At 59.7% G+C, this 26224-nt stretch carries 26 protein-coding genes; 23 read left to right on the top strand and 3 right to left on the bottom strand.

Annotated features, from left to right (window positions below):
- Positions 1–141: 141 nt before the first annotated feature.
- The 9 genes from ftsB to rpoS all read left to right on the top strand — a co-directional run bounded on the left by ftsB (position 142) and on the right by rpoS (position 7188).
- Positions 142–426, top strand: coding sequence for a cell division protein FtsB (gene ftsB / locus D0544_RS08485; protein ID WP_341538849.1), 285 nt, complete (start codon positions 142–144; stop codon positions 424–426).
- 17 nt (positions 427–443) lie between these two features.
- Positions 444–1187 carry a 2-C-methyl-D-erythritol 4-phosphate cytidylyltransferase gene (gene ispD / locus D0544_RS08480; protein ID WP_207905799.1) on the top strand — a complete coding sequence of 248 codons (744 nt, stop codon included), beginning with the start codon at positions 444–446 and terminating at the stop codon, positions 1185–1187.
- A 6-nt stretch (positions 1188–1193) separates the two neighbouring features.
- A complete protein-coding gene (gene ispF, locus D0544_RS08475) occupies positions 1194–1676 on the top strand; it encodes a 2-C-methyl-D-erythritol 2,4-cyclodiphosphate synthase (RefSeq protein ID WP_125015519.1) in 483 nt (160 codons plus the stop codon).
- Positions 1673–2725, top strand: coding sequence for a tRNA pseudouridine(13) synthase TruD (gene truD / locus D0544_RS08470; protein WP_125015518.1), 1053 nt, complete (start codon positions 1673–1675; stop codon positions 2723–2725). Before ispF ends, truD begins: the two co-directional genes overlap by 4 nt.
- A 9-nt stretch (positions 2726–2734) precedes the next feature.
- A complete protein-coding gene (surE, locus tag D0544_RS08465; protein WP_125015517.1) occupies positions 2735–3484 on the top strand; it encodes a 5'/3'-nucleotidase SurE in 750 nt (249 codons plus the stop codon).
- Positions 3481–4143, top strand: coding sequence for a protein-L-isoaspartate(D-aspartate) O-methyltransferase (locus tag D0544_RS08460; protein WP_125015516.1), 663 nt, complete (start codon positions 3481–3483; stop codon positions 4141–4143). The genes surE and D0544_RS08460 overlap by 4 nt, the downstream gene beginning before the upstream one ends.
- A gap of 17 nt (positions 4144–4160) precedes the next feature.
- A complete protein-coding gene (locus tag D0544_RS08455) occupies positions 4161–5102 on the top strand; it encodes a polyprenyl-phosphate transporter (RefSeq protein WP_243647272.1) in 942 nt (313 codons plus the stop codon).
- A 173-nt stretch (positions 5103–5275) separates the two neighbouring features.
- Positions 5276–6106 carry a peptidoglycan DD-metalloendopeptidase family protein gene (locus D0544_RS08450; protein ID WP_243647271.1) on the top strand — a complete coding sequence of 277 codons (831 nt, stop codon included), beginning with the start codon at positions 5276–5278 and terminating at the stop codon, positions 6104–6106.
- A gap of 74 nt (positions 6107–6180) precedes the next feature.
- On the top strand, positions 6181–7188 hold the full coding sequence (rpoS, locus tag D0544_RS08445) for an RNA polymerase sigma factor RpoS (protein ID WP_125015515.1): 1008 nt from the start codon (positions 6181–6183) through the stop codon (positions 7186–7188).
- Between the two features lie 74 nt (positions 7189–7262).
- Here rpoS and fdxA read toward each other — a convergent pair whose 3' ends face one another.
- Both fdxA and mutS read right to left on the bottom strand, forming a co-directional pair.
- Complete coding sequence (fdxA, locus tag D0544_RS08440; RefSeq protein ID WP_125015514.1) at positions 7263–7586, bottom strand: ferredoxin FdxA; 324 nt, start codon at positions 7584–7586, stop codon at positions 7263–7265.
- Positions 7587–7711: 125 nt separating this feature from the next.
- Entirely contained in the window at positions 7712–10291 is a 2580-nt protein-coding gene (gene mutS / locus D0544_RS08435) for a DNA mismatch repair protein MutS (protein WP_207905798.1), read from the bottom strand.
- A 113-nt stretch (positions 10292–10404) separates the two neighbouring features.
- On the opposite strand from mutS, the gene D0544_RS08430 reads away from it, so the two are divergent.
- The 3 genes from D0544_RS08430 to D0544_RS08420 all read left to right on the top strand — a co-directional run bounded on the left by D0544_RS08430 (position 10405) and on the right by D0544_RS08420 (position 12541).
- Positions 10405–10902, top strand: a complete 498-nt coding sequence (locus D0544_RS08430; protein ID WP_125015513.1) for a CinA family protein — start codon at positions 10405–10407, stop codon at positions 10900–10902.
- Between the two features lie 165 nt (positions 10903–11067).
- The gene (gene recA, locus D0544_RS08425; protein WP_125015512.1) at positions 11068–12099 is read left to right on the top strand and encodes a recombinase RecA; all 1032 of its coding nucleotides are present in this window, start codon (positions 11068–11070) and stop codon (positions 12097–12099) included.
- Between the two features lie 7 nt (positions 12100–12106).
- Complete coding sequence (locus D0544_RS08420) at positions 12107–12541, top strand: regulatory protein RecX (RefSeq protein ID WP_125015511.1); 435 nt, start codon at positions 12107–12109, stop codon at positions 12539–12541.
- A 40-nt stretch (positions 12542–12581) separates the two neighbouring features.
- Here the strand turns inward: D0544_RS08420 and D0544_RS17400 are convergent, their stop codons facing one another.
- On the bottom strand, positions 12582–13367 hold the full coding sequence (locus tag D0544_RS17400; RefSeq protein WP_125015914.1) for a DUF5602 domain-containing protein: 786 nt from the start codon (positions 13365–13367) through the stop codon (positions 12582–12584).
- A 306-nt stretch (positions 13368–13673) separates the two neighbouring features.
- Between D0544_RS17400 and D0544_RS08410 the strand changes: the two genes are divergently transcribed.
- The 11 genes from D0544_RS08410 (at position 13674) to csrA (ending at position 26218) form a co-directional block, all read left to right on the top strand.
- Positions 13674–14540, top strand: coding sequence for an alpha/beta fold hydrolase (locus tag D0544_RS08410; RefSeq protein ID WP_125015510.1), 867 nt, complete (start codon positions 13674–13676; stop codon positions 14538–14540).
- Between the two features lie 52 nt (positions 14541–14592).
- Entirely contained in the window at positions 14593–15528 is a 936-nt protein-coding gene (locus tag D0544_RS08405) for a 2-hydroxyacid dehydrogenase (RefSeq protein ID WP_125015509.1), read from the top strand.
- An 87-nt stretch (positions 15529–15615) separates the two neighbouring features.
- Positions 15616–16491, top strand: a complete 876-nt coding sequence (locus D0544_RS08400) for a fumarylacetoacetate hydrolase family protein (protein WP_125015508.1) — start codon at positions 15616–15618, stop codon at positions 16489–16491.
- 97 nt (positions 16492–16588) lie between these two features.
- Positions 16589–17980 (top strand): aspartate aminotransferase family protein, encoded by a 1392-nt coding sequence (locus D0544_RS08395; protein WP_125015507.1) that lies wholly within the window; start codon positions 16589–16591, stop codon positions 17978–17980.
- Between the two features lie 58 nt (positions 17981–18038).
- Positions 18039–19409, top strand: coding sequence for a glutamine synthetase family protein (locus tag D0544_RS08390; protein WP_207905796.1), 1371 nt, complete (start codon positions 18039–18041; stop codon positions 19407–19409).
- A 62-nt stretch (positions 19410–19471) separates the two neighbouring features.
- A complete protein-coding gene (locus D0544_RS08385) occupies positions 19472–20149 on the top strand; it encodes a tRNA-uridine aminocarboxypropyltransferase (protein WP_125015506.1) in 678 nt (225 codons plus the stop codon).
- A gap of 65 nt (positions 20150–20214) precedes the next feature.
- Complete coding sequence (locus D0544_RS08380; protein ID WP_125015505.1) at positions 20215–20589, top strand: PilZ domain-containing protein; 375 nt, start codon at positions 20215–20217, stop codon at positions 20587–20589.
- Positions 20590–20771: 182 nt separating this feature from the next.
- Positions 20772–21689 (top strand): NAD(P)-dependent oxidoreductase, encoded by a 918-nt coding sequence (locus D0544_RS08375; protein ID WP_279387265.1) that lies wholly within the window; start codon positions 20772–20774, stop codon positions 21687–21689.
- A 153-nt stretch (positions 21690–21842) separates the two neighbouring features.
- Positions 21843–24473, top strand: a complete 2631-nt coding sequence (gene alaS / locus D0544_RS08370; RefSeq protein ID WP_125015503.1) for an alanine--tRNA ligase — start codon at positions 21843–21845, stop codon at positions 24471–24473.
- A 116-nt stretch (positions 24474–24589) separates the two neighbouring features.
- Positions 24590–25825: an aspartate kinase gene (locus tag D0544_RS08365; RefSeq protein WP_125015502.1), complete on the top strand. Its 1236-nt coding sequence runs from the start codon at positions 24590–24592 to the stop codon at positions 25823–25825.
- A 216-nt stretch (positions 25826–26041) separates the two neighbouring features.
- Positions 26042–26218: a carbon storage regulator CsrA gene (gene csrA / locus D0544_RS08360; RefSeq protein ID WP_125015501.1), complete on the top strand. Its 177-nt coding sequence runs from the start codon at positions 26042–26044 to the stop codon at positions 26216–26218.
- Positions 26219–26224: the final 6 nt, after the last annotated feature.

The raw sequence follows: 26224 nt of genomic DNA, 5'->3' as shown, positions 1-26224 counted from the left end.
GCGACGCTACCAAAAAAGGGATCATGGAGATCCCTTTTTTGTACCCCGGTGAGTACCCCAGCCCCCGGCCCGGTGGTATGCTCACCACTCAACCTGAGCAGCGAAATGGCTGTCTGCTGGTATAACTCCGTGGCTGAGTCTGTGAGATTTCCATTAAACATTGTTATAGCGCTCCTCACCCTGATGTTGCTGCTGCTTCAGTATCGGCTCTGGTTTGGTGAGGGCAGCCTGAGCCAGCTGCGCGACACCGAAGCGCAAATTGCGCAGCAGCGGCTGGAGAATCAGCGCCTTGAGCAACGCAACCGGGTATTGGAGGCGGAGGTGGTGGAGTTGCAGCAGGGGTTGGATACCCTCGAAGAGCGCGCCCGAACGGACCTGGGAATGGTCAAAGAGGGCGAACAGTTTTACCTGACCCCCACCGAGTAGCAGATGAACCCGGCACCATGACAACCCTGAACGAGACCTCCCCGGCCACGCCGATTACGCCCCGCTATTTTGCCGTGGTACCGGCCGCCGGTGTTGGCAAGCGGATGGCGGCGGACCGGCCTAAGCAATATCTCCCGTTGTTGGGGCGTGCGTTGATCGAGCACACCCTGGAGCGGCTGTGTGCCTTTTCGCCCATCGACAAGGTGGTGGTGGCCCTGGCCCCCGAGGACCCCTACCAGGCAGGGGTCAAGGCGTTGAACCACCCCAGGGTGATGCGCTGTGCAGGTGGCGCTGAGCGCTGCCACTCCGTCAGTCGTGCCCTTGAGGCGCTGACAGGGGTCGCCGCCGAGCACGACTGGGTGCTGGTGCACGACCTGGCCCGGCCCTGCGTGCGCGCCGAGGACCTGCAGCGCCTGTTGGACCAGTTGCAGGGTCATCCGGTCGGCGGTTTGCTGGGGGTGCCGGTACGCGACACCATGAAGCGGACCGCAGCGAATGGCCAGGTGGTGGCAACGGTTGAGCGCAGCCAGCTGTGGCATGCCTATACGCCGCAGATGTTTCGCTACGGCCTGTTGCGTGACGCTTTGTCTGCGACTCTGGCACGTGGAGAGCTGGTTACCGATGAGGCGGCCGCCATCGAGGCGGCCGGGTTGCAGCCGCTGATGGTGGAAGGGGCGGCAGACAATATTAAGGTGACGCGCCCCGAGGATCTGGCGCTGGCTGAGTTTTATATCGCCCGGCAAGCGGCCGGCGAGTCCTAGGAGAGTATGGTGAGAATTGGTCATGGTTTTGATGTGCACCGCTTCGGCGAGGGCGACCATGTAGTGATCGGTGGGGTTCGTATCCCCCACCGCCGTGGGCTGATCGCCCACTCCGATGGTGATGTGCTGGTACACGCCCTCTGTGATGCCCTGCTGGGCGCTGCCGCATTGGGGGATATTGGACAACACTTTCCCGATACCGACAGCGCCTGGGCCGGAGCCGACAGTCGAGATCTGCTGCGTCAGGTGATGGTGCTGTTGGCTGAAAAGGGATACAGGCTGGGCAATGCCGATATGACCCTGGTGGCCCAGGCCCCAAAAATGGCCCCCCACACAGGTGCGATGCGCCATCACTTGGCCGAGGATCTGGGGGTATCGGTGGAGGAGGTGAACATCAAGGCCACGACCACCGAAAAGCTCGGCTTCACGGGCCGCGAAGAGGGGATAGCCGCCCACGCGGTTGTCCTCCTGCAGAAGGTACGCCCATGAGCAATCGCACTGCGGACGCTTCGACGCCGACCTTTAGCCTCGAGTGGCCCCGCGCCTACGGTGGTTGTGCCGGTCGGGCCGAGTTCAAACGAGAGCCTGCCGATTTTGTGGTGGAGGAGCAGCTGGGGTTTGAGCCCGAGGGGGAGGGCGAGCACCTCTTTTTGCAGATCGAGAAACAGGGGCACAATACCGAATGGCTGGCGCGCCAGCTGGCCAAGTGGTGCGAGGTTCATCCCCGGGATGTCTCCTTTTCGGGGCTCAAGGACCGGCAGGCGATCACCACCCAATGGTTTGGTGTGCAGTTGCCGGGGCGGCCCGACCCTGACCTGTCCGCCTTTGAGGAACCGGGGCTGCGAATCCTGCAAGCGCGTCGTCACCCGCGCAAGTTGCGCCGAGGTGTGCACCGAGGCAATCGCTTCCGTATTCGGCTGCGTCGCTTTGAGGGGGACGCAGATGCGCTGGTAGCGCAGTTGCAGCGCATCGCTGAAGAGGGTTACCCCAACTATTTTGGCGAGCAGCGGTTCGGTTTTGCGGGCGGTAACCTGGGAGAGGCACTGCGCCTGTTCCGGGGCGAGATCCGGGTCCGTGACCGGGCTCGTCGCTCCATCTACCTGTCGGCCGCACGCTCCTGGCTGTTCAACCAGCTACTGGCCGAGCGGGTTGAGGCGGGCTGCTGGAACCGCTATCGGGAGGGGGATCTGCCGGGCTTTTTTGGTAACCAGAGCCTGGTGCGGGCGGATCGGGTCGATGAGGATATTCTGGCCAAATTCGAGCAGCGGGAGCTCTGTCCAACGGGTCCCCTGTGGGGTCGGGGCGAACTCTCCACCGGTGATGGGGTGGCGGAGCAGGAGCGTCAGCTGGCAGCACGGCACCCTGATCTTTGCAGTGGCCTCGAGGCGGCGGGCATGAAGCAGGAGCGGCGTCGACTGGTAGCGAGGGCCGCCGGGCTGAGCTGGAACTTTGAGGGGGATGAGCTGCTGCTCAGCTTTGAATTGGAGAGTGGCGGCTATGCCACTGCGCTGTTGCGCGAACTGGTGGATACGGAATAGGGGGTCAGGGTGCTGGTATTACTGTCCAATGATGACGGGGTGTTTGCTCCCGGGCTTGAGGCGCTGCACGCTGTGGTGGCGCAGATGTACCCCTGCGTAGTGGTAGCCCCCGACCGTGATCGCAGCGGTGCCAGCAGCTCCCTCACTCTGGATCGTCCCCTGCGCTGGACCCGGCAGGAAAACGGATTTACCAGCATTAATGGGACCCCGACCGATTGCGTCCACCTGGCGCTCAACGGGCTGCTGGAGACCTCCCCCGAGATGGTGGTCTCCGGCATTAACCTGGGGGCTAATCTGGGGGACGATGTGCTCTATTCGGGTACCGTGGCAGCGGCCCTCGAGGGGCGCTTCCTGGCGCGGCCAGCGCTGGCGCTCTCCCTTTGCTCGCGCTCCTCTGTCCACCTTGTGACGGCGCAACAGGTGGTTCGCCAGCTGCTCGCTCGACTCGACCAATTGGCAATGCCGCCCAGAAGCATACTTAATGTTAATATTCCCGACCTGCCGCTGGATCAGCTCAAGGGCTTTCAGTTGACTCGCCTGGGGCATCGAGCCCGACCGCCACAGCCGGTACGGGTGACCGATCCACGGGGAAAAGAGGGGTACTGGATCTCGGCCGTCGGCAAGGGGGAGGATGCTGGCGAAGGGACCGATTTTCATGCGGTGCAGGCAGGGTACGTGTCACTGACACCCTTGCAGATTGATAAAACACATTATGAGGCCTTCTCCGGGGTGGAGCGCTGGCTGGGGGATATGCAATGAATGACGTGGACCTGCGGGGGATCGGTATGACCTCTCAGCGCACACGGGACCGCCTGATTCAGCGGTTACGGGAAGAGGGAATTACAAGTGCGGCTGTGCTCGATGTGATCCGCAATGTGCCCCGCCATATCTTCGTCGACGAGGCGCTGTCGCATCGCGCTTATGAGGACACGGCACTGCCCATTGGCCACGGCCAGACCCTCTCTCAGCCTTATATAGTGGCACGCATGACCGAACTTCTGCTGGCGGATGGTCCTCGCCACCGGGTACTGGAGATCGGTACCGGTTCCGGTTACCAAACGACGGTGTTGGCGCAGCTGGTGGAGCAGGTGTTCAGTGTCGAACGCATTCGCCCCCTGCAGGAGAAGGCGCGCCAGCGACTGCGCACCCTCAAACTGCAGAATGTCCAACTCAAACACGCCGATGGCGGTATGGGATGGCCGGAGCAGGGCCCCTTTGACGGCATCCTGGTGACCGCGGCACCGGAGTCGGTTCCGCCGGAGCTGATCGAGCAGTTGGCTCCCGGCGGGCGTCTGGTGATTCCCGTGGGGGGCGAAAAGCAGGAGCTGATGCTGATCAGCAAGGATGAAGAGGGGGTGAACGTCGAGCGGGTCGAGCCAGTGCGCTTTGTGCCCCTGTTGGCGGGAGCGATCCGTTAGATGAGTCGGTGGGGGAAATGATGAATCGTTGGCGGCAGGGTGCGCTTCTCTTTGCCAAGGGGATGACCATGGGGGCGGCGGACGTTGTGCCCGGGGTGTCCGGTGGCACCATGGCGCTGATCACGGGCGTTTATGATCGTCTGCTCGAGAGCCTGAGCCGCATTGATGGCCACGCCGTCGGCTTGCTGTTGAAAGGGCGGGTCGTTGATCTGTGGCGCCATGTCGATGGTACCTTTCTCGTTACCCTGTTCGGCGGGGTTTTACTGAGCATCCTGTCCCTCGCCCGCCTCATCACCCATCTTTTGCAAGCCTATCCGGTGCTGGTGTGGTCGTTCTTTTTCGGCTTGATCCTGATCTCCGCCCTCTATGTGGGGAGAAGCCTTGACCGCTGGACTCCCACCGCCGGTGGCATGTTGCTGCTGGGTGCTGCCTTTGCCTGGATGATTACCGCCGCCCATCCGCTGCAGTTGCAGCCTGACACCCCCACCCTTTTTATCGCCGGCGCCATTGCGGTCTGCGCCATGATTCTGCCTGGTATCTCCGGCAGCTTTATCCTTTTGCTCATGGGGCTCTACGCGCCGGTGCTGACCGCCATCAACAGCTTTGACCTGGCTGTGCTGGCCACGGTGGCTGCCGGCTGCGTGGTCGGGTTGTTGAGTTTCTCGCGGGTGCTGAACTGGTTGTTGCACCACCACCACCGGGCAACCTTGGCATTTCTCTGTGGTCTGATGTTGGGGTCCCTGAACAAAGTGTGGCCCTGGAAGGAGACCCTGAGTGTGCGTGAGAACAGTGCCGGGGAGCTGGTGCCGCTGCTGCAGCGGAATCTGTTGCCGGACCAATACGAAACGCTGCTCGGGCAGGGGGCACAGCTAGGGGAGTCGCTTGGCTTAATGCTGCTGGGAATGGTGCTGGTGTGGCTGATCACCCGGATGGCGGGTGGTTCGGACACGGAGTCCTGAGAGCTTTTGACCCGGGGTCTCTTGGTAGGTAACTTAATAAAGCGAAAGATTTTCATTTCGTGATTGGATGAACAGGGTTTTTTTAGATTTATTTTGCACCTTTTTTTTTCTTATATATCAAAAACGAATAAAAAAGCGGGCAGCTGTCCTACGAGCATAAGCGGGAAAACGCGGTGATCGGGATCCACACACAGGCCAATGGCGCGCGACTTCTGCCGGCGCTAGCGATCTTTAAATCGCTGGTGTTCCTGCTCGGTGTTGTGCTGACCGGCTGTGCCAGCAATGCTCCCTACGCCCCGGTCAGTGACCGTACGCGCCCTCCCACCGTGACCTGGGGATATCATCTGGTGCGCCCCGGCGAAACGCTTTATTCCATCGCTTGGCGCTATGGAAGGGACTTTCAGGAGTTAGCAAACGCCAACAAGATTCGGCCCCCCTATACCATCTATCCGAACCAGAAACTCTCCCTCTACACTCCAGCCGCTAAGGCGCCGGCCCCAACCGCCGAGCCTCGCCCCAAGTCTTCGACATCAAAGCGCAGCACAGCCAGCCGGATTAAATCCCCGTCGCCTTCGTCTCAAGTCTCTGGCCCCGCGGTCGTTAGCAAAAGCGGTGTGCAGAAAACAAGCGGACCCATCGCCTGGCAGTGGCCAAGCCGTGGGAAGGTAATTCAGTACTACAGTACCACTGGTCAGGTCAATAAGGGTATTGATATCAGCGGCAAATTAGGCGAGCCTGTAAACTCAGCGGCGTCGGGTCAGGTGGTGTATGCCGGCAATGGTTTGCTGGGCTATGGCCGACTCGTCATCGTTAAGCACAACAGTACCTATTTAAGTGCCTACGCGCACAACAGTAAGATGCTGGTTAAAGAGGGGGACAGCGTTAAAGCGGGACAGAAAATTGCGGAGATAGGATCGTCTGGGACTAACCGGGAAAAGCTGCATTTTGAAATAAGAAAAAATGGCAAACCGGTCAATCCACTGCAATATCTGCCTAAGAAATAGTGACAACCCTGGGCTAGCGGGATTGCTGGCCACACTACACACGATTAACGTCGATAAGGTATAGGGCTATGAGGATGTCAGTAAAAAGGGAAGATGGTGAGGTGGCTGAAGTGGAGGGTAAAGCCCGGCGAGAGGCCGAGTCGTCCAAGGCAACCACGACTAACGCTACCAGTAAAACCGTGAAAGCCGTTGCCCGACCGCAGCCGCGCACCCGCCGCCGCGTGAGCGACGATGACAAGTTCCACCGCAGTCTGGACGCTACCCAGATCTATCTGAATGAGATCGGATTTTCCCCTCTCCTGACCCCTGAGGAGGAGGTGTACTATGCACGCCTCGCGATCAAGGGTGAGGAGGCGGGCCGACGCCGGATGATCGAAAGTAACCTGCGCCTGGTGGTTAAAATTTCACGGCGCTACGCGAACCGGGGCCTCAGTCTGCTCGACCTGATCGAGGAGGGTAACCTGGGGTTGATCCGCGCGGTGGAAAAGTTTGACCCCGAGAGGGGGTTCCGTTTTTCCACCTATGCCACCTGGTGGATTCGGCAAACCATCGAACGGGCAATCATGAATCAGACCCGAACCATTCGCCTTCCGATTCACGTGGTGAAGGAACTCAACGTCTACCTTCGGGCTGCCCGCGAGCTGACCCAAAAACTGGATCATGAGCCCAGTCCCGAGGAGATCGCCAACCTGCTGGATAAGCCGGTCGAGGACGTCAAGCGAATGCTTGGTCTCAATGAGCGCGTGACCTCGGTCGATACTCCGCTGGGGCCCGATTCTGATAAGTCCATTCTTGATACCATCTCCGATGAACGTGAAGCCAACCCCGCCCAGTTGTTGCAGGACAGCGACCTGAACGAGAGCATCGATCGTTGGCTGGAGGAGTTGTCGGAGAAGCAGCGAGAGGTGGTGGCACGACGCTTCGGCCTGCGTGGCCACGAGACCTGCACCCTCGAAGAGGTGGGGCGGGAAATTGGCCTGACACGGGAACGCGTGCGCCAGATCCAGGTGGAGGCCCTCAAGCGGCTCCGTGTCATCATGGAGAAGCAGGGGCTCAGCAGTGAGTCATTGTTTGAAGACTAGGCGGCAGGGCTGAGTCATCTAAGGATGATCAATAAAAAAGGGCAGCGAAAGCTGCCCTTTTTTTTGGTAAAAGGCTAGCGCTCCAGGTATTGGAGCTTGCCTTCGACACCGTCCCACTCCTCGGCATCGGCCAAGGCTTCCTTCTTTTCGGTAATGTTGTCCCATACTTCAGCCAGCTCGGCGTTAAGCTCAATAAACTCCTGCTGGTTTTCCGGTACCTCATCCTCAGAGAAGATCGCGTTGGCGGGGCACTCGGGCTCGCACAGAGCACAGTCGATACACTCATCGGGGTGGATTACCAGAAAGTTGGGTCCTTCGTAGAAGCAGTCGACAGGACAGACTTCGACACAGTCGGTGTATTTGCACTTGATGCAGTTGTCGGTAACCACAAAAGTCATGGGATCAATTCTCCAGTCAGGCTGTGAGCTGTTGTTATGGGCGGTTGTTAAGGCCTATACCTGCCGGGTACAGGCCAAGCTGCCGACTAGTGTAGCAGGTGTTGGGTGCGCTTTTAAGCAATCCATTAGAGGCGTGAGCGCAGCTCATAAAGCAGCTCCAGCGCTTGCCGTGGTGTCAGGTTGTCCGGGTCGAGCTGTTGCAGTTCATCGATCACCGGGTGGGGCAAGGGGCTGGCAAACAGGTCATCCTGACGGGGAAGGGCAGGGGCCTCGGCCGGAGGCGCTGCCTCCACTTGCTGTTCCCGCTCCAGTTGATTCAGCTTCTGGCGCGCACTCTGGATTACCGGCCGGGGTACCCCCGCCAGCTGCGCTACCTGCAGGCCATAGCTTTGGCTCGCGGGGCCCTCATTGACCGAGTGCAGGAATACGATGCGATCTTCGTGCTCGGTGGCGTTGAGGTGCACGTTGGCTACCCCGGGAATCAGCTCCGGCATGGCCGTCAGCTCAAAATAGTGGGTGGCGAAAAGGGTAAACGCCTTCACCTCGCTGGCAAGGTGGGAAGCCGCTGCCCAGGCCAGGGAAAGACCGTCGAAGGTACTGGTGCCGCGACCCACCTCATCCATCAGTACCAGGCTTTGGTCAGTGGCGTTGTTGAGGATGTTGGCGGTCTCGGTCATCTCCACCATAAAGGTTGAGCGTCCACCCGCCAGGTCGTCGGAGGAGCCGATTCGGGTAAAGATGCGGTCAATGGGCCCCAGCTTGAGGCGGTTCGCGGGCACGTAGCTGCCGATGCAGGCAAGCAGTACGATCAGCGCCGTTTGGCGCATATAGGTCGATTTACCACCCATATTGGGGCCGGTAATCATCAGCATGCGACGCTGGCTATTGAGGTTGACACCGTTGGCTACGAAGGGCTCGTCGAGGACCTGCTCCACCACCGGGTGGCGCCCCTCCTCAATCAGGATGCCCGGAGCCGTGCTGAACTCGGGGCGGGTGAGGTTGAGGTTGTCGGCGCGTTCGGCGAGGTTGCTGAGCACATCGAGTTCGGCCACCGCCTGAGCGCTTTCCTGCAACGGGGCCAGTTGCTCCAGGAGCTGGTCGAGCAGGGACTCATAGAGCACCTTCTCCCGAGCCAGGGCGCGGCTCTTGCTGCTCAGCGCCTTGTCTTCAAAGGTTTTGAGCTCCGGGGTGATAAAGCGTTCAGCGTTTTTCAGTGTCTGGCGTCGAATGTAGTCAGCTGGCGCCTGGTCGGACTGGGCACGGCTGATTTCGATGTAGTAACCGTGCACCCGGTTGTAGCCCACCTTGAGGGAGGAGAGGCCGCTGCGTTCCCGCTCCCGGGTCTCCATATCGAGCAGGTACTGGCCGGCGTTTTCGCTGATGCCACGTAGTTCGTCGAGTTCGGCATCGTAGCCCGCTGCGATCACCCCGCCGTCGCGGATCACCACTGGTGGGTTCTCGATGACGGCGCTTTGCAGTAGTTCAACCAGTGCGGGATATTCGGAAGCCTGGGCGGCCAGCATGGAGACAGCGGGGCAGTCGATCTCCGCTAGCTGCTGTTGCAGTGCTGGGAGCGTGGCGAGGGCATCCCGCAACCGGGCCAGGTCGCGGGGGCGCGCGGAGCGCAGGCCGACCCGGGCCAGGATGCGCTCGATGTCGCCGATCTGTTTGAGCAGCAGTTGCAACGGCTCATAGCGATAGTTATCGAGCAGGGCGGCTATCGCCTCCTGGCGTCGGTGCAGCTGCGCGTTGTCGCGCAGAGGACGATTCAGCCAGCGGCCGAGCATACGGCTGCCCATGGCGGTTGCGGTTCGGTCCATGACCGACGCCAGGGTATTGTCATGGCCGCCGCTGAGGTTGGTATCGATCTCCAGGTTGCGACGGCTGGCTGCATCCAGAATGACACTGTCGTCGTGGTTAATGTGGGTCAGGCTGCGCAAGTGGGGCAGTGCGGTACGCTGTGTCTCCCTGGCGTAGTGGAGCAAACAGCCGGCGGCTTCCACTGCCAGCACCAGCTGCTCGCAGCCGAATCCCTGCAGATCCTTTACCTTGAACTGCTGGCAGAGGGCCTGGTGAGCCGAGTCATACTCAAAATCCCAGGGAGCCCGTTTGCGCAACCCCTTGCGGTTGTGCAGCCAGTGGGGCTGAATCAGCTCGTCGCATACCAGTAGCTCGGCCGGGTCCAGTCGCTGGAGTTCGGCCTGGACCGCCTCTTCGCTGTGCAGCTCGGTCACCTGAAAGCGGCCGCTGCTGATATCAAGCACCGCCAACCCGAAGCGGTTATCCCGCTGCTGCAGGGCGCCCAGCAGAGTATCCTTGCGCTCCTCCATCAGGGCCTCGTCGGTGACGGTCCCCGGCGTAATGACCCGAACCACCTGACGCTCCACCGGTCCTTTGCTGGTAGCGGGGTCGCCAATCTGTTCGCAGATCGCCACCGACTCACCCAGTTTCACCAGCCTGGCCAGGTAGCCGTCGGCAGCGTGAAAAGGGATTCCTGCCATCGGAATCGGCTCCCCGGCGGACTGCCCACGGGCGGTCAGGGTAATGTCGAGCAGGGCGGCGGCACGGCGTGCGTCGTCGTAGAACAGCTCGTAAAAGTCCCCCATGCGGTAGAACACCAGCTCGTTACGGTGCTGCTGCTTGATGCGAAGGTACTGCTGCATCATAGGGGTGTGGGTTGTCTGTGCGTCTTTGACCGCTGCCATGGGGGGTGAATCTCTCCCGGCTGGAATCTGGAATTAGGGAATTAACGGGAGCTTGATTCTACGTGATAATGGCAGGACTGAGAAAGGGGCGATACCCATCGCGGGAGGAGAGTATGGATTCGTGGTCGCAACAGATGGATACCCTGGCACATCGGGTGGGGCAGGCTCTGGAGGCTTCCGGCGCTATCTTAGCGACGGCCGAATCCTGCACGGGTGGCGGAGTCGCGACCGCGATTACCGAGGTGGCTGGTAGCTCCAACTGGTTTGACGCCGGCTTTGTGACCTACTCCAATGCCGCCAAACAGCGGATGCTGGGGGTGAGCGAGCAGACCCTTGCCCATGCAGGGGCAGTCAGCGAGGCGGTGGTGATGGAGATGACCGCCGGTGCGCTTGAGCGTTCTGGCGCCACGGTCGCTGTCGCTGTCAGCGGGGTGGCTGGCCCCGGAGGGGGCAGTGCGGAGAAACCGGTGGGAACGGTGTGGGTGGCCTGGCAGCAGCGAGGGCACCCTGCCCTGGCCCGTCGCTTTCAATTTTCGGGGGGGCGCCGCTCGGTCCGTGAGCAGACGGTAGTCGCTGCCCTTGAGGGGATACTAGCCCTGATATGTCGCTAAAAGCGACAGGTGAAAATGTGGGGGCTAGGCAAGGTAAACAGACTGTGCTTTAATACTGTTCATCTATACAGTAAAATGATTTTAAAGTAATCTTTTCACCAGGGGCCGATCAATGGTCAGCTCCCAACCTGAACAGACTCCGGAACACATTTAGAGGTGCCAGTAATGGATCAGAACAAGCAAAAAGCGTTAAGTGCCGCACTCAGCCAGATTGAGCGCCAGTTTGGCAAGGGCGCGGTGATGCGCATGGGTGACCATGAGCGCGAAGCGATCCCCGCCATCTCTACCGGCTCTTTGGCCCTGGATATTGCGCTGGGTATCGGCGGCTTGCCTAAGGGCCGGATTGTCGAGATCTACGGGCCAGAATCCTCCGGTAAGACGACGCTGACACTGCAGGTGATTGCCGAGGCGCAGAAGGCAGGCGCGACCTGCGCCTTTGTCGATGCGGAGCATGCCCTCGACCCCGATTATGCCGGCAAACTGGGAGTTAATGTCGATGACCTCTACGTCTCCCAGCCCGATACCGGCGAACAGGCGTTGGAGATTACCGATATGCTGGTGCGCTCCAACGCCGTTGATGTGGTGATCGTCGACTCGGTGGCGGCCCTGACCCCAAAGGCCGAGATCGAAGGCGAGATGGGAGATCACCACGTGGGCCTGCAGGCGCGCCTGATGTCGCAGGCGCTGCGTAAGCTGACCGGCTCCATCAAGCAGGCCAACTGCCTGGTGATCTTCATCAACCAGATCCGTATGAAGATCGGGGTGATGTTCGGTAACCCGGAAACCACCACTGGCGGTAATGCGCTGAAATTCTATGCCTCCGTGCGTCTTGATATTCGCCGTACCGGCTCGGTCAAGCAGGGGGAAGAGGTGATCGGTAACGAGACCCGGGTCAAGGTGGTCAAGAACAAGGTCTCTCCCCCCTTCAAACAGGCCGAGTTCCAGATTCTTTATGGCCAGGGCATCTACCATATGGGTGAGGTGATCGACCTGGGTGTCAAGTTGGGACTGATCGACAAGGCCGGCGCCTGGTACTCCTATAATGGGGACAAGATCGGCCAGGGCAAGGCCAACGCCGCCCAGTTCCTTGAGGATAACCCGGTCATGGCGAAGGAGATTGAGGACAAGATTCGCCTGCACTTCGATATTCCCGCCAGTGGCGCTGTGGTGAGCAAGGAAGAACCCACCGAGGCCTAGGCACTCGATGTCTGAATCCGCCGATATCCGGCGCGCCGCCATGAACCTGCTGGCGCGCCGTGAGCACTCCCGCCAGGAACTGTTTGAAAAGCTGCAACGGCGCTTTTCGCAGGAGCTGGTTGACCCTGAACTCGATCGATTGGCCGATGAAAACCTGCAGAGCGATGAGCGCTTTACAGAGAGTTTTATCCGTAGCCGACTGGCCCGGTATCAGGGCCCTGCGCGCATAAGGGGTGAACTCCGCCAACGGGGGGTACAGGAAGCGCTTTACGAGCGGGTGCTGTCCGGCATCCCGGTTGACTGGTTTGCGCTATTGGCGGAGCTGAATCAGCGCAAGTTTGCTGGAGCGCCCGCCGCTAACGCGGCTGAAAAGGCGCGCCGTATCCGCTTTTTCCAGTATCGTGGATTCAGTTTTGACCAGATCAGTTCCCTGATGGATTAACTCTCACCCAGAGCCATTTGTCCTCTGTTGTATCTCCCGACTAGCGTATTTCCCCTAGGGAAACCTCGTACAGGTTGGTGGCCGGGTGATATTTGACGCTGTAGCTGGAGGGGTAGGGTCCCGGCTTGCTGTAGGCTTGGGGCCGAGGTACCGCGCTCGTGAAGTCGGGCCTGGACTGAAGGAACGCCAGAGAGATCATCGGCTCGAGGAAAGTCTGTTGCCGGTTGTAGTAGCCGTAAATAAAGGTGGTGGTAAAAGGCTGCTGATTGAATTCGGCCGCAGTCGGGTCGATCGCATGCGCGCCCATTTGGGGTACGGCGGTGCCTGGTGGCAGAAGGTAGCCTTCGGGCAGGAGGTCGGTCGATGGCTGCTGTTCAGGGGCCGCGGACTCCTCGGGGCTGCCAAAAGAAACCTTCATCCGCTCCGATGGACTGACCAGGTAAAAATGGAAGTCAAAATGCGGTACGTCGTAAACCTTTTGTGGTGGATGCCCCTCTGACTCCCAGTTGATTAGGACGTGATCAACCATTGTTGCTGGCCCGGTTGTCGGCATCGATAGCGGGTAGGGAAAGTTCGGGGACTCACCCTGATACGCACTGGGCAGACCTTCGAGCATCTCGGGTGTAAACACGACCCCGATTGAAATCACCTCTCCCTGCCCGTTACTTTTAACCACCGTTCGGGCGGTGCCATTGCCTATGGGTACGGGTTTTCCCTCATAGATGCCAGCTCCGCTTTGGGCCGAAGCCACTCCCGCTGATGTCAGTAGGGCTGCCGTGAGAAAGTGAGGCAGGGCACACCAGTTGTTGCATGGAGTCGGGAGCATGATGGTCTCCTCAGGCGAAGGGGCGCAGGGCGCACCCTGAAGAAGGTAAGGCTGACTATCGAGTTTAGTCGATGACCGCCGGAGTTCCATATCCATTGTCAGTCTGCATTCTGAATAGGAGTGAGAGGCGTTCTGGTGGCATCAGGAGTGGTTGGGGAGGGCGAAAAGAAGGGGCTTTGTAGTATTTTATACCCCCAAATGGGGGGTGATCGCCCCCCGGTTTTGCTTTCTATAATGCTCCTTGAGCCTGAGTGATAGGGGTTTCCGCCCGCGCTAACCACCAATAATAATGAGCAGAGGTTTGGCATGCAGCAATTTGAACAGCGTTTTGTACGCAGTGGTGATCTCTCTATCTGCGTTTATATCGCCGGAGAGGGAGAACCCCTGCTGCTGATACACGGTTACCCGGAAACCCATCTGTGTTGGTGGGATTTGGCACCGAAGCTGGTAGCTGAAGGCTATCAGGTGATCTGCCCCGACCTGCGGGGCTACGGCGCCAGCGATAAGCCGGTCGGTACAGCCGATCATGCCAACTACAGCAAGCGCGCCATGGCGAGCGATATGATTGCGATTATGGATGCGCTGGGGCACGAGCGCTTCCGGGTTGTCGGGCATGACCGGGGGGCAAGGGTGACCCACCGACTCTGTCTGGACCACCCGGACCGGGTACTCAATGCAACCCTGATCGATATTATTCCAACCCGTACTTTCTACGAGCAGGTTACTCACGCCAGTGCCCAGGCCTACTTTCACTGGTTTTTTCTTACCCAGCCACACCCGCTGCCAGAACGGCTGATCGGCGGAGACCCCTTGATCTACCTGCATCGGGGGCTGGGGTCACGGCTTGGCGGTGTTGAGGCGATTGAGCCGGAGGTGTTGGCTGCCTTCGAAGCCAATATGACGGATCCTGCAGTGATTCATGCCACCTGTGAGGACTATCGCGCCGGAGCGACCATTGATCTGGAGCACGACCGGGCTGATCAGCACAAAAAGATCAGCTGCCCCCTGTTGGTGGTGTGGGGTACGCTGGGTCCCATGGGACAGCTCTTTGATGTTCTTGCAACCTGGCAGGATAAGGCGATCGATGTCCGCGGTGCCGGTCTCGAGTGCGGGCACTACCCGGCGCAGGAAAAGCCCGATGAGTTGCTGGCCCTGTTGAACGATTTTCTGTAACCGGGACGCCCAACGCAGCCCTTTCCATACGCAACCCTATAGAGAAGCAGTTATGACCTCTACCTTTGTTTTGATCCGCCCGCTACCCTTGCCCCCGCTGACCGCCAATGGTGAAACGCTGCAAACCAAACTCTATGAGGGGGACCCCTCGGTCTTCGAGGGGGCACAGGCGATCTTGACTACTGTACTCGACCCCATTGATGCCACCTTGATTGCTCAACTTCCCGACTCCATCAAACTGATCGCCAGTATCGGGGTCGGTTACGATCATATTGACCTTGAGGCAGCTTCGGCTCGCGGGATCAGTGTGACTACAACGCCAGTGGTTACGGAGGACACGGCCGACCTGGCGTTCCTGTTGATCCTCGCCGCCAGTCGTCAGCTCACAGCCAACGAGCGTTTTTTACGTGAAGGGCAGTGGAGTGACACGCAGCCGGTGGGCGCTCTGGGTAAAACGGTACACGGAACCCGGTTGGGCATCATCGGCTTTGGCGAGATTGGGCAGGCGGTTGCGCGCCGCGCCAGGGCGTTCAATATGGAGATCCTCTACCACGGTCCTAACCCAAAGCCAGAGGCCGCTGCTGCACTGGAGGCAACCTTCTATGCCGACCTGGACGCTATGCTGGGAGAGGCCGATATCGTGTCAATCAACTGTCCCTTAAATGAGTCAACCCGGCACATTATGAATGCCGAGCGAATTTCGGCGATGAAGCCCGATGCGGTATTAATCAATACCGGTCGTGGTCCCTTGGTCGATGAGCAAGCCCTGGTGGATGCCATGAAAGGAGGGCACCTCGCCGCAGCAGGGCTCGATGTCTATGAAGATGAGCCGAAGGTAAACCCCGGTCTTTTGACGTTACCTAACGTGACCCTGGCTCCTCACATCGGCAGCGCAACGGCACAGTGTCGCGGCGCCATGGTCGGTTGTGCTATAAAGAATATCCTTGCGTTTTTTGAAGAGCGAGATTTGCTCACAAAAATTAATTAATAGCCTATCTGTTCACAGTTCATCGAGCTAAGAAGTTCAGCTTGGAGATACTGATGAGAGATCCTCATTACTTGAGAAAGAGTCCTTATGAAATTGATCAACTTTATTAACCGGTCGAGCCAGCAGCAGGGTGTTGGGCTTGTGGTGGGTGAACGCATTCTCGATCTTGCGAGCGCTTTACCCTCGCTGCCTCGGAACATGCGTGGTTTGCTGGAACAGCTCGAACAGTGGAGGCCTCAACTTGAGGCATTGGCTGCAGGTGACCATCAAGAGCACCTGATCAGCTATGACCAGATCAGGCTGCTACCGGTGGTGGATAACCCCGAGAAGGTGATCTGCATCGGCCGCAACTACGCCGACCATGCCAAGGAGTCCGGTGGTGAGGTGCTTGAGTACCCCGAGATCTTCCTGCGTACCGCCGGTTCATTGATTGCACATGGTGAGGATATTGTTCGTCCTGCCTGCTCGGATAAGCTCGATTACGAAGTCGAGGTCGCTATCATCATCGGCAAAAAAATCCGTCATGCTACTCCTGATAATGCGCTGGATGCGATAGCCGGCTACTGCATCTTCAATGATGCCTCCATTCGTGATTATCAGATGAAAACCCCACAGTGGTGTATCGGCAAGAATTTTGACAGTACAGGGGCGCTGGGTCCCTATCTGGTCACCGCCGATGAGCTTCCGCGGGGATTGAAGGGGGCACGACTGCAGACCCGACTCAATGGTGAGCTGGTGCAGGACAGCAACATCGATCACCTGTGCTTCGATATGGAGCGGCTGGTCATTATCCTCAGTGAATGCATGACCCTTAAACCCGGAGATGTGATCGCCACCGGCACACCGGCCGGGGTTGGTTTTTCCTTCCGTCCGCCCAAATGGATGAAACACGGGGATGTTGTCAGTCTGCAGGTGGAGGGGCTGGGAACGCTGGAAAACGGGGTGGTCGACGAGGCCCGTTAAATTCTTGTAGCGGCCGTTGTTCTGCTGCTTGACGCCACTGGAATATCCCGTCATTCTTGACCGACTGTAAATAAAATAAAACACGGCGTTCAATATAATGACTTCCAGTGGTATCGATTCCAGCGCGGTGGCGCTTTTTTCAGCTCGTGAAAGCGAGCGTTTTCTATCTAATAACCCCCAGTCCGTTGCGATGGCCGAGCGGGCACGTGCTTCCCTCTACAAGGGGGTACCCATGCACTGGATGTCTGACTGGTCAACTCCGGTTCCGCTGTTTGTCAGTCACGCCAAGGGGGCGCGTTTTTACGATGTGGATGGCCATGAGTATGTCGACTTTTGCCTGGGGGACACGGGCACTATGTTTGGCCACTCACCGGATCCCATCGCCCATGCGATAGCCGAGCAGGGTGCCCGTGGATTAACTACCATGCTGCCGGGGGAGGACGCGATCCACTGCGGGGAGCTGCTCAGCCAGCGCTTCGGTTTGCCCTACTGGCAGGTCACTACCACTGCCACCGATGCCAACCGGTTTGTGGTGCGCTGGGCGCGTGCCATTACCCAGCGCAAGGTGTTGCTGGTGTTTGATGGCTGCTACCACGGCACCGTTGACGATGTCATGGTGCGCTGTCGCGAGGGGCAGACAGTGCACCGTTCGGGGTTGGTGGGGCAAGCCTATGACCTGACCCAATACAGCCGTTCAATCCCTTTTAATGACCTGGAGGCGCTCGAAGCGGCCCTCGCACAGGGGGATGTGGCAGCCCTGTTGTGTGAACCGGCGATGACCAATATTGGCATGGTGCTGCCTGACCCTGGCTTCATGGCCAAGTGCCGGGAGTTGACCCGCCGGTACGGTAGCCTGTTGGTGATCGACGAGACCCATACCATCTCGACCGGGATGGGGGGGTGCACCCGCCAGTGGGAGCTGGACCCTGACTTCTTTGTGGTCGGCAAACCAATTGCCGGCGGCGTGCCTTGCGGTGTCTATGGTTGTAGCGCGGAGATGGCCGAGGCGATGGCGTCTGTGGGCAAGGGATCCAGCGAAGAGACAGCGGGGCACGGGCACAGTGGCATGGGCACCACCCTGTCGGCCAATGCGCTGGCCATGCATTGCATGCGGGCTAACCTGGAGCAGGTGATGACCCAGCAGGCCTACGACCATATGCTGCCGCTGGCCGCTGAGCTTGCGGAGGGCTTTCGTCGGGTGATTCGTGACCACCGCCTGCAGTGGTCTGTGACCCAGCTAGGGGCTCGATGCGAGTTCCAGTTTTGCCCCACTCCTCCCAAAACAGGGGCGCAGGCGGAGGCGGCATTCCACGATGAATTGCAGATGGCCCTCCATCTCTACCTGATCAACCGAGGTATCCTGATTACCCCCTTTCACAACATGACCCTCTGTTGCCCCGACACCAGCCGGGAGGATGTGGCTCGCCTGATTGAGACCCTGGACCAGGGCATAGGGGAACTGTTGGCCATACCCGGTGCCCGCAGTTAGGTCTTTTTAGAGGGGCTACGACCCGAGATGGCGCTGCCCCAGCCGATAGAGGTAATCCATGATGAATTTCGCTAATGAGGAGGAGGCTCGCCGCTTCCTCGATGAAAACCCCGATATTGAAGCCGTTGAGCTGTTTTTGATCGACCCCAACGGTGTGCCCCGGGGCAAGCTGCTCCACCGCTCGGAACTGTTGCCGATCTATCGCAGTGGTCGACCTTTGCCCAGCTCTATCATGGCTCTCACCATTCAGGGGGAGGATGTGGAGGAGAGTGGGCTGGTGTGGGATGTGGCCGACGCCGACTGCTGGACCTACCCGATCGCCGGCAGCCTGGCGCGCCAGACCTGGCGCAGCCGGCCAACGGCACAGGTACAGGTTGCAATGCATCCGCAGAGCGGGTTGCCCGCCGCGGTAGCGGACCCGCGACAGGTGCTGACCAGGACCATCGAGCGCCTGCGGCAGGGAGGGTATCACCCGGTGATGGCGGTTGAACTGGAGTTCTATCTATTGGATCAGCGTCCCGATGCCTGCGGTTCTCCGCAGCCGGCCCTACAGGCCGATGGGCAGCGACCCGCATCGCCCCAGGTGTATGGGGTCGCCGAGCTGGAGCAGTTGCACCCCTTTCTCGATGACCTCTATGAGGCCTGCGCCGCCCAGGGGCTGCCATTACGCACCGCCATCTCCGAGTATGCGCCGGGCCAGCTCGAGCTTACCCTGGAGCATCGCAGTGACGCCCTGCAGGCCGTGGATGAAGGGGTTCGTTACAAGCGGGTCGTGAAGGGCGTTGCGGCCCGGCACGGGTATCAGGCGTGCTTTATGGCCAAACCCTTCGGCGAGCTGGCGGGTTCCGGTATGCACCTTCACGTGAGTCTTGCTGATGCCGAGGGTAATAACCTGTACGCCAGCGAGGACCCAACCGGGACCCCCCTGCTGCACCATTCGATCGGTGGCATGATGGATCGCCTGTCGGAGTCGCTGGCCCTGTTTTGCCCCAATGCCAACTCCTATCGGCGCTTCCAGTCCAATAGCTATGCGCCGCTGGGGCGCAACTGGGGGGTGAACAATCGTACCGTCTCGTTCCGTATTCCGGGTGGCGCCGCCGCCAGTCGTCATATCGAACACCGGATCTGTGGCGCCGATGCCAATCCCTACCTGGCAGCGGCGGCGGTACTGGCGGCCATTGAGCACGGAGTCCGCAACCGTATACCTCCGGGTCCCATTACCGAGGGCAACGGTTACCTGCAGGAGCAGCAGGCGATTCCTACCGACTGGCTCAGCAGCCTCAATTTGTTGGCCGGGTCGAGCTGGGCCGCCGAGGCTTTTGGGGCCGAATTTCTGCGGGTTTACCTGGCGGTGAAGCGGCGGGAGTACCAAAGTTTTATGGGGGAGGTGGGGGAACAGGACTGGCGCTGGTACCTGGCGCCGGCTTAAGCTCTCCCCGAGGCGTTTCTGCCGAACCGCCGGCAACCATCTTCAAGTAGCGGAGGCGAGCTGTGGGGTTGAACTATGAGGGGCGCGGGGCCGGGGTTAAGCGCTGTACAGAGTGCCAGTTGCCCGTGGGGGCCTGCATCTGTGGCTACCGTCCGCGGCTTCCCTCCGGTTGCAGCTTCTGGATCCTCACCCATCGCAAGGAGTTTTTTAAACCCAGCAACAGCGCTCGCCTGATCGGCGCCTGCCTCCCCGATGTGCGCTTCTTTCGCTGGCAGCGGACCGAACCCGATGCCGAGCTGTTGGCGTTGCTGGAGGATGCTCGCTATCGACCGGTGCTGGTGTTTCCCCGTGAGATGGCACCACTTAACCCGCGATCGGCTGCTTTTTCCGAGAAGGGAGCGGGGCGCAGGGCTTTTCTGCTGCTGGACGGTACCTGGCAGCAGGCGCTGAAGATCTACCGCAAAAGCCCCTACCTGCACGGACTGCCGCTGTTGTCACTGGAACCGGAGTCGCCCTCGAGCTATGGGCTTCGCCGATCCCGCAGCGATCGCCAGCTCTGCACGGCGGAAGTGGCGGTTGAGCTGTTGCGAGGGGAGGGGGAGCTGGAGTCGGCGACCCAGCTGCAGAACTACTTCAGGGTGTTTTGTCACGCCTATCTGGAGGCGCGTAACCACCGAGAGCCCGGATGCCTGCCCGAGATGGATGCGCTACTGGCGTATCGCGCTGAGCGCCCCGACTGACGCGGGTTTCGTAAACTGGTCTATGCTTAATGTCATTCTCAAAGACAGCTTATGGGGATTAGAGCGTGGCGAACGAGCAGCGTCGAGGGAACCGGGTACCCCGGGTTGAGCGGGTATTGGTGCAAATGGCCGCTTCCTCCTACGATCATCTGTTAAGCGGGGAAACGGTGTCGGCCCGCACACGGGATATCTCGCAGCAGGGGTTCAGGGCCATTCTCGACCAGGAGGTGGCGGTTGGGACTGTGCTGCAAATCTGTATCTCCGTCACCGATCACCAGCGTCGCTACCTGTTGAGTGCCGAGGTGTGCTGGTGTTCTCCCTCTGATGGCGGCTCCACCTGCGCCGGGTTTCGTATTCTTCCCAGTGAAGACTCCGACTATGAGGGGTGGATGAACGCCTTCAGTGGTATCGATCAGGGGCGGGCGCGCCGTTCCCATTAGCGTTCTCATCTGCCCTTAGCGGCTGTGCGCGACCTTTGGTCGTTTTACTTGCCGGGGCGAGGTGGCTTCATATTGACCCCTGACCCCTGACCCCTGACCCCTGACCCCTGACCCCTGACCCCTGACCCCTGACCCCTCTGTGCCGGTTGCCGGCAACAGGCATTGTTGTACACTGGGAAGCATTGAATCTTGCACTTACTGAGGGGGGCGATCGGATGTCGGCACGGGTAGCGTTTATCGGGTTGGGGGTGATGGGGTACCCCATGGCGGGGTATCTGGCCAAACAGGGGAATGAGGTCAGGGTCTACAACCGTACGGCGGCCAAGGCAGCAGCCTGGGTCGACACTTACGGTGGCGAGTCGGCGATGACCCCGGCCGAGGCGGCCGAGGGGGCGGACTTCGTCTTTGCTTGTGTGGGTAACGATGATGACCTGCGGGCGGTGACCCTCGGTAACGAGGGCGCTTTTGCAGGGATGCGAGAAGGGGCGATCTTTATTGACCACACCACGGCTTCGGCGGAGGTGGCCCGTGAATTGGCTGCGGCGGCGGCCAGCCAGGGGGTCGGGTTCCTTGACGCCCCGGTCTCCGGTGGGCAGGCGGGAGCCGAGAACGGAGTGCTGACGGTCATGGTGGGGGGGGACGCCGGGGTGTTCGCACAGGCAGAGCCACTGATCCAGGCCTTCGCTCGCTCGGTGCGCCTGATGGGACCGGCCGGAGCCGGCCAGTTGACCAAGATGGTGAACCAGATCTGTATTGCCGGTGTTGTGCAGGGGCTTTCCGAAGGGCTGCATTTTGCCCGCAATGCCGGTCTCGATGCCGAGGCGGTGGTGGAGGTGATCTCCAAGGGAGCGGCGCAGTCATGGCAGATGGAAAATCGCTATAAAACCATGCTCGCGGGTGAGTTTGAGCATGGCTTTGCGGTGGACTGGATGCGTAAGGACCTGGATATTGTGTTGAGCGAAGCACGCAAGAATGGGAGCCATCTGCCGGTCACCGCGGTGGTGGACCAGTTCTACTCCGAGGTGCAGGCGATGGGGGGCAATCGCTGGGACACCTCCAGTCTGTTTGCCCGCCTTGAGTCAATGAAAGCGAAAAAATAGCCTGCAGAGGGGAGTTTTCCCCTGAATTCAAGCCGATCAGGAGGCCCGGCCATTTTGCGATGGCTGGGCCTCGTTATATAATGCGCTACTTTTTTCTATGCAGGCGCCTTGGTGCCGGTACCTTACACGCTCGAGGGATTCCAGGTCAGGTCTATGAAGACAACAGAGATTCGCAGTGCATTTCTGAACTACTTTGCCAGTAAACAGCACCAGATTGTGGCCAGCAGCTCTCTGGTTCCAGGAAATGATCCCACCCTGTTGTTCACCAATGCGGGCATGGTGCAGTTCAAGGATGTTTTTCTCGGCGATGACAAGCGTCCCTACAGCCGGGCCACCACTTCCCAACGCTGCGTACGGGCCGGTGGCAAACACAATGACCTTGAAAATGTAGGCTACACCGCGCGCCACCACACTTTCTTCGAGATGCTGGGTAACTTCAGCTTCGGTGACTATTTCAAGCGTGATGCCATTCAGTTCGCCTGGGAGTTCCTGACCTCCAGCGAGTGGCTCAATATCTCCACCGAAAAACTGTGGGTGACGGTTTACCAGGAGGATGACGAAGCCTTTGATGTCTGGAGCCAGGTGATTGGTGTGCCGGTCGACCGTATCATCCGTATCGGCGACAAGGGTGGGCGGTACAACTCCGATAACTTCTGGGCGATGGGGGATACAGGCCCCTGTGGTCCCTGTACCGAGATCTTCTACGACCACGGAGAGGAGATCTGGGGTGGGCCTCCCGGTTCTCCCGAAGAGGATGGCGATCGCTACATCGAGATCTGGAACGTCGTCTTCATGCAGTTCAATCGCAGTGCCGATGGCACCATGGCACCGCTGCCCAAGCCTTCGGTGGATACCGGTATGGGGCTGGAGCGCATTGCCGCGGTGATGCAGTCGGTTCACAGCAACTACGAGATCGACCTGTTCCAGAACCTGCTGAAGGAGGCTGCCCGGGAAACCGCCACCGACGATCTGGAAAACAAATCCCTGCGGGTGATCGCGGATCATATCCGCTCCTGCTCCTTCCTGGTGGTTGATGGGGTAATCCCCTCCAACGAGGGTCGGGGTTATGTGCTGCGCCGCATCATTCGTCGGGCCATTCGCCACGGTAACCAGCTGGGGCAGAAGCAGCCCTTCTTCCACAAGCTGGTGGCGGCGTTGGTGGCCGAGATGGGGGAAGCCTATCCCGAGCTCAAGGAGCAGCAGGCGCTGGTTGAGCGGGTGCTGCTGCAGGAAGAGGAGCAGTTCGCCAAAACCCTCGACAAGGGGATGAAGGTCCTCGAGGAGGCGATTGCCGGGATGGAGGGCAGCGAGATCCCGGGCTCGATCATCTTTACCCTCTACGACACCTACGGTTTCCCCGTTGACCTGACCAACGATATTGCCCGCGAGCGCGAGCTGAGCCTCGATATGGCCGGCTACGAGACCGCAATGGAACAGCAGCGCGAGCGTGCCCGTGCCGCCAGCAAGTTTGGAGTCGACTACAACGCCGGTCTTGCCATCGAAGGGGTGACTGAGTTCACCGGCTACCAGACCCTGGAGGATCAGTCGACCGTGCGGGCCCTGTTTGTGAACAATGAGCCCTGCGCTGCGGTGGCTGCAGGTCAGCCGGTGGCGGTGGTGCTGGACCATACCCCCTTCTACGGCGAATCCGGTGGCCAGGTAGGCGACCAGGGTGAGCTGGTGTGGCAGGGGGGACGCATGATCGTGCGCGACACCCAGAAAGAGGGGGATAACCACGTCCACCTCGGTGAGCTGGTCGAGGGAGAGCTGAAGGCCGGCGACACCCTGACCGCCAGGGTCGAGGCCGACAAGCGCGCCGCTACCCGCTGCAACCACTCGGCGACCCACCTTCTGCACGCGGCGCTGCGCCAGGTGCTGGGGGAGCATGTCAGCCAGAAGGGCTCGTTGGTGGATGATGAAAAGCTGCGCTTTGACTTCTCCCATTTCGAGGCGGTCAAGCCTGAGCAGCTGCGGGAGATCGAGCGTATCGTTAACGCACAGATTCGTGCCAATACCCCGGTTCAGACCGAGGTAACCGACATGGATCATGCCCAGGAGCTGGGTGCGATGGCGCTGTTTGGCGAGAAGTACGGCGACAGCGTGCGGGTTCTCACGATGGGTGAGGATCGCTTCTCGGTTGAGCTTTGTGGAGGCACCCATGTGGAACGCACGGGTGATATTGGCTCGCTGGTGATTACCACTGAGGCCGGTATTGCGGCGGGAGTACGTCGCATCGAGGCGGTTACTGCCGAGGCGGCACGGCGTTGGAGCGAGTCCAGTGAGACCCTGATCGCCCAGCTGTGCAGTCAGCTCAAGGGGGGGCGTGAGGCGCTGCCCGAGAAGGTGCAGCAGTTGCAGGATCGCAGTCGTCAGCTCGAGCGTGAACTGGAAACCCTGAAGCAGAAGCTGGCCAGCGCCAAAGGCAGTGACCTGGCCGCGGAGGCGATCGAGGTGGCGGCGGGCATCAAGCTGCTGGCGGCGAAGCTTGACGGAGTGGATCCCAAGTCGTTGCGCGATATGGTCGACCAGCTCAAGAATAAGCTCGGCAATGGTGTAGTGCTGCTGGCCACAGTCGCCGACGACAAGGTGAGCCTGGCCGCCGGTGTCAGCAAAGAGCTGACGGGGCAGATTAAGGCAGGGGACCTCCTCAAGATGGTGGCCACCCAGGTGGGTGGAAAGGGGGGCGGTCGTCCCGACTTCGCCCAGGGCGGCGGAACCGATGTGGCTGCGCTTCCCGCTGCCGTTGCCTCGGTCGAGGGATGGGTAAAGGAGCAGCTAGGCTAAAACCGGTTGGCTCGTTTAATGGAGAGATGGCCGGCCAGCCCTGGCTGGCCAGGATGATAGGGACAGAGATAAATAGGGGAGCTTTCCCCATAGCATAGAGGGTTGCAGATTCCACGATGGCATTGATCGTACAGAAGTTCGGGGGCACGTCGGTGGGTACCGTAGAGCGTATCCAGGCGGTGGCCGACAAGGTTAAGGGGTTCCGAGAGCAGGGGCATGATATCGTGGTGGTGGTATCTGCCATGAGCGGGGAGACCAATCGCCTCATTGGGCTGGCGAATGAGATACAGGCGCGTCCAACGCCCAGGGAGATGGATGTGCTGGTCTCCACCGGCGAGCAGGTCACCATTGCGCTGCTCTCGATGGCGTTGAATGAACGCGGATGCCCGGCTCGATCCTACACCGGTGGTCAGGTCCGCATCCGTACCGACAGTACCCACACCAAGGCACGTATCAAAAAGATCGACGAGGAGCATATGCGCTCGGATCTCGCGGAAGGGCGTGTCGTTGTGGTTGCCGGGTTCCAGGGTATGGATGAGGCAGGCAACATCACCACCCTCGGTCGCGGAGGCTCCGATACCACCGCGGTGGCGCTGGCGGCAGCGCTTAAGGCGGATGAATGTCAGATCTACACCGATGTGGACGGTGTCTATACTACCGACCCCCGTGTTGTCGATAACGCACGTCGACTGCCCCGCATTACCTTTGAGGAGATGCTGGAGATGGCCAGCCTCGGATCCAAGGTGTTGCAGATTCGATCCGTAGAGTTCGCTGGTAAATACAATGTACCCCTGCGGGTGCTCCACAGTTTTCAAGAGGGGCCCGGTACCCTGATCACTTTCGAGGAAGATAACGAGATGGAAGATCCACTGATTTCAGGTATCGCCTTTAACCGCGATGAAGCCAAGCTGACCGTCAAGGGTGTACCGGATATTCCGGGGGTTGCCTCCAAAATCCTGGGTCCGATCAGTCGTGCCAATATCGAAGTGGATATGATTATCCAGAACGTATCCGAAGATAAGACAACCGACTTTACCTTTACCGTGCACCGCAACGACTTCGACCACTCCCTTGAGGTGCTGGAGGCAACCGCGAAGGAGCTGGGTGCCACACAGGTGGTGGGTGATAACAAGATTGCCAAGGTGTCGATCGTCGGTGTGGGTATGCGCTCCCATGCGGGTGTGGCCTCGGCCATGTTTGATGCCCTGGCGCGAGAGGGTATCAATATCCAGGTGATCTCCACCTCTGAGATTAAAGTGTCGGTAGTGATTGCAGAGAAATACCTCGAGCTTGCGGTCAGGGCACTACACTCAGCCTTTGAACTGGATAAGATTACGGGTGAGCCTGAGTAGAACTCCGGTAAAGAGCAGTAGAAATACGCATTTAGCCTGTGCAATCACAGGCTAAACTGGGAGTGTTTAAAACGTGGGCTACCAACTTGCTTGGTAGTTGGCATTGAGGCCAAGACTGACCCCAGGGTGAGCTGGCATGAATAAGTTGAGCGTCCGGGCCTGAGCCGTTTCTTGCGGTGACTGCAGGGGGGTGCTAACGGAAACAAGGAGATAATTATGCTGATTTTGACTCGCCGGGTAGGAGAAACCCTGATGGTCGGTGACGAGGTTACTGTCACCGTTTTGGGAGTGAAAGGTAATCAGGTCCGCATCGGTGTGAATGCGCCTAAAGAGGTTGCTGTTCACCGTGAAGAGATCTACCAGCGCATTCAAAAGGAGAAGGACGAGGAATAAGCCGCC

It is taken from the genome of Aestuariirhabdus litorea (genome assembly GCF_003864255.1).
Taxonomy (GTDB): Bacteria; Pseudomonadota; Gammaproteobacteria; order Pseudomonadales; family Aestuariirhabdaceae; genus Aestuariirhabdus; species Aestuariirhabdus litorea.
Note: the sequence above shows the minus strand (reverse complement) of the source record. Positions and strands in the feature narration are given on the sequence as shown.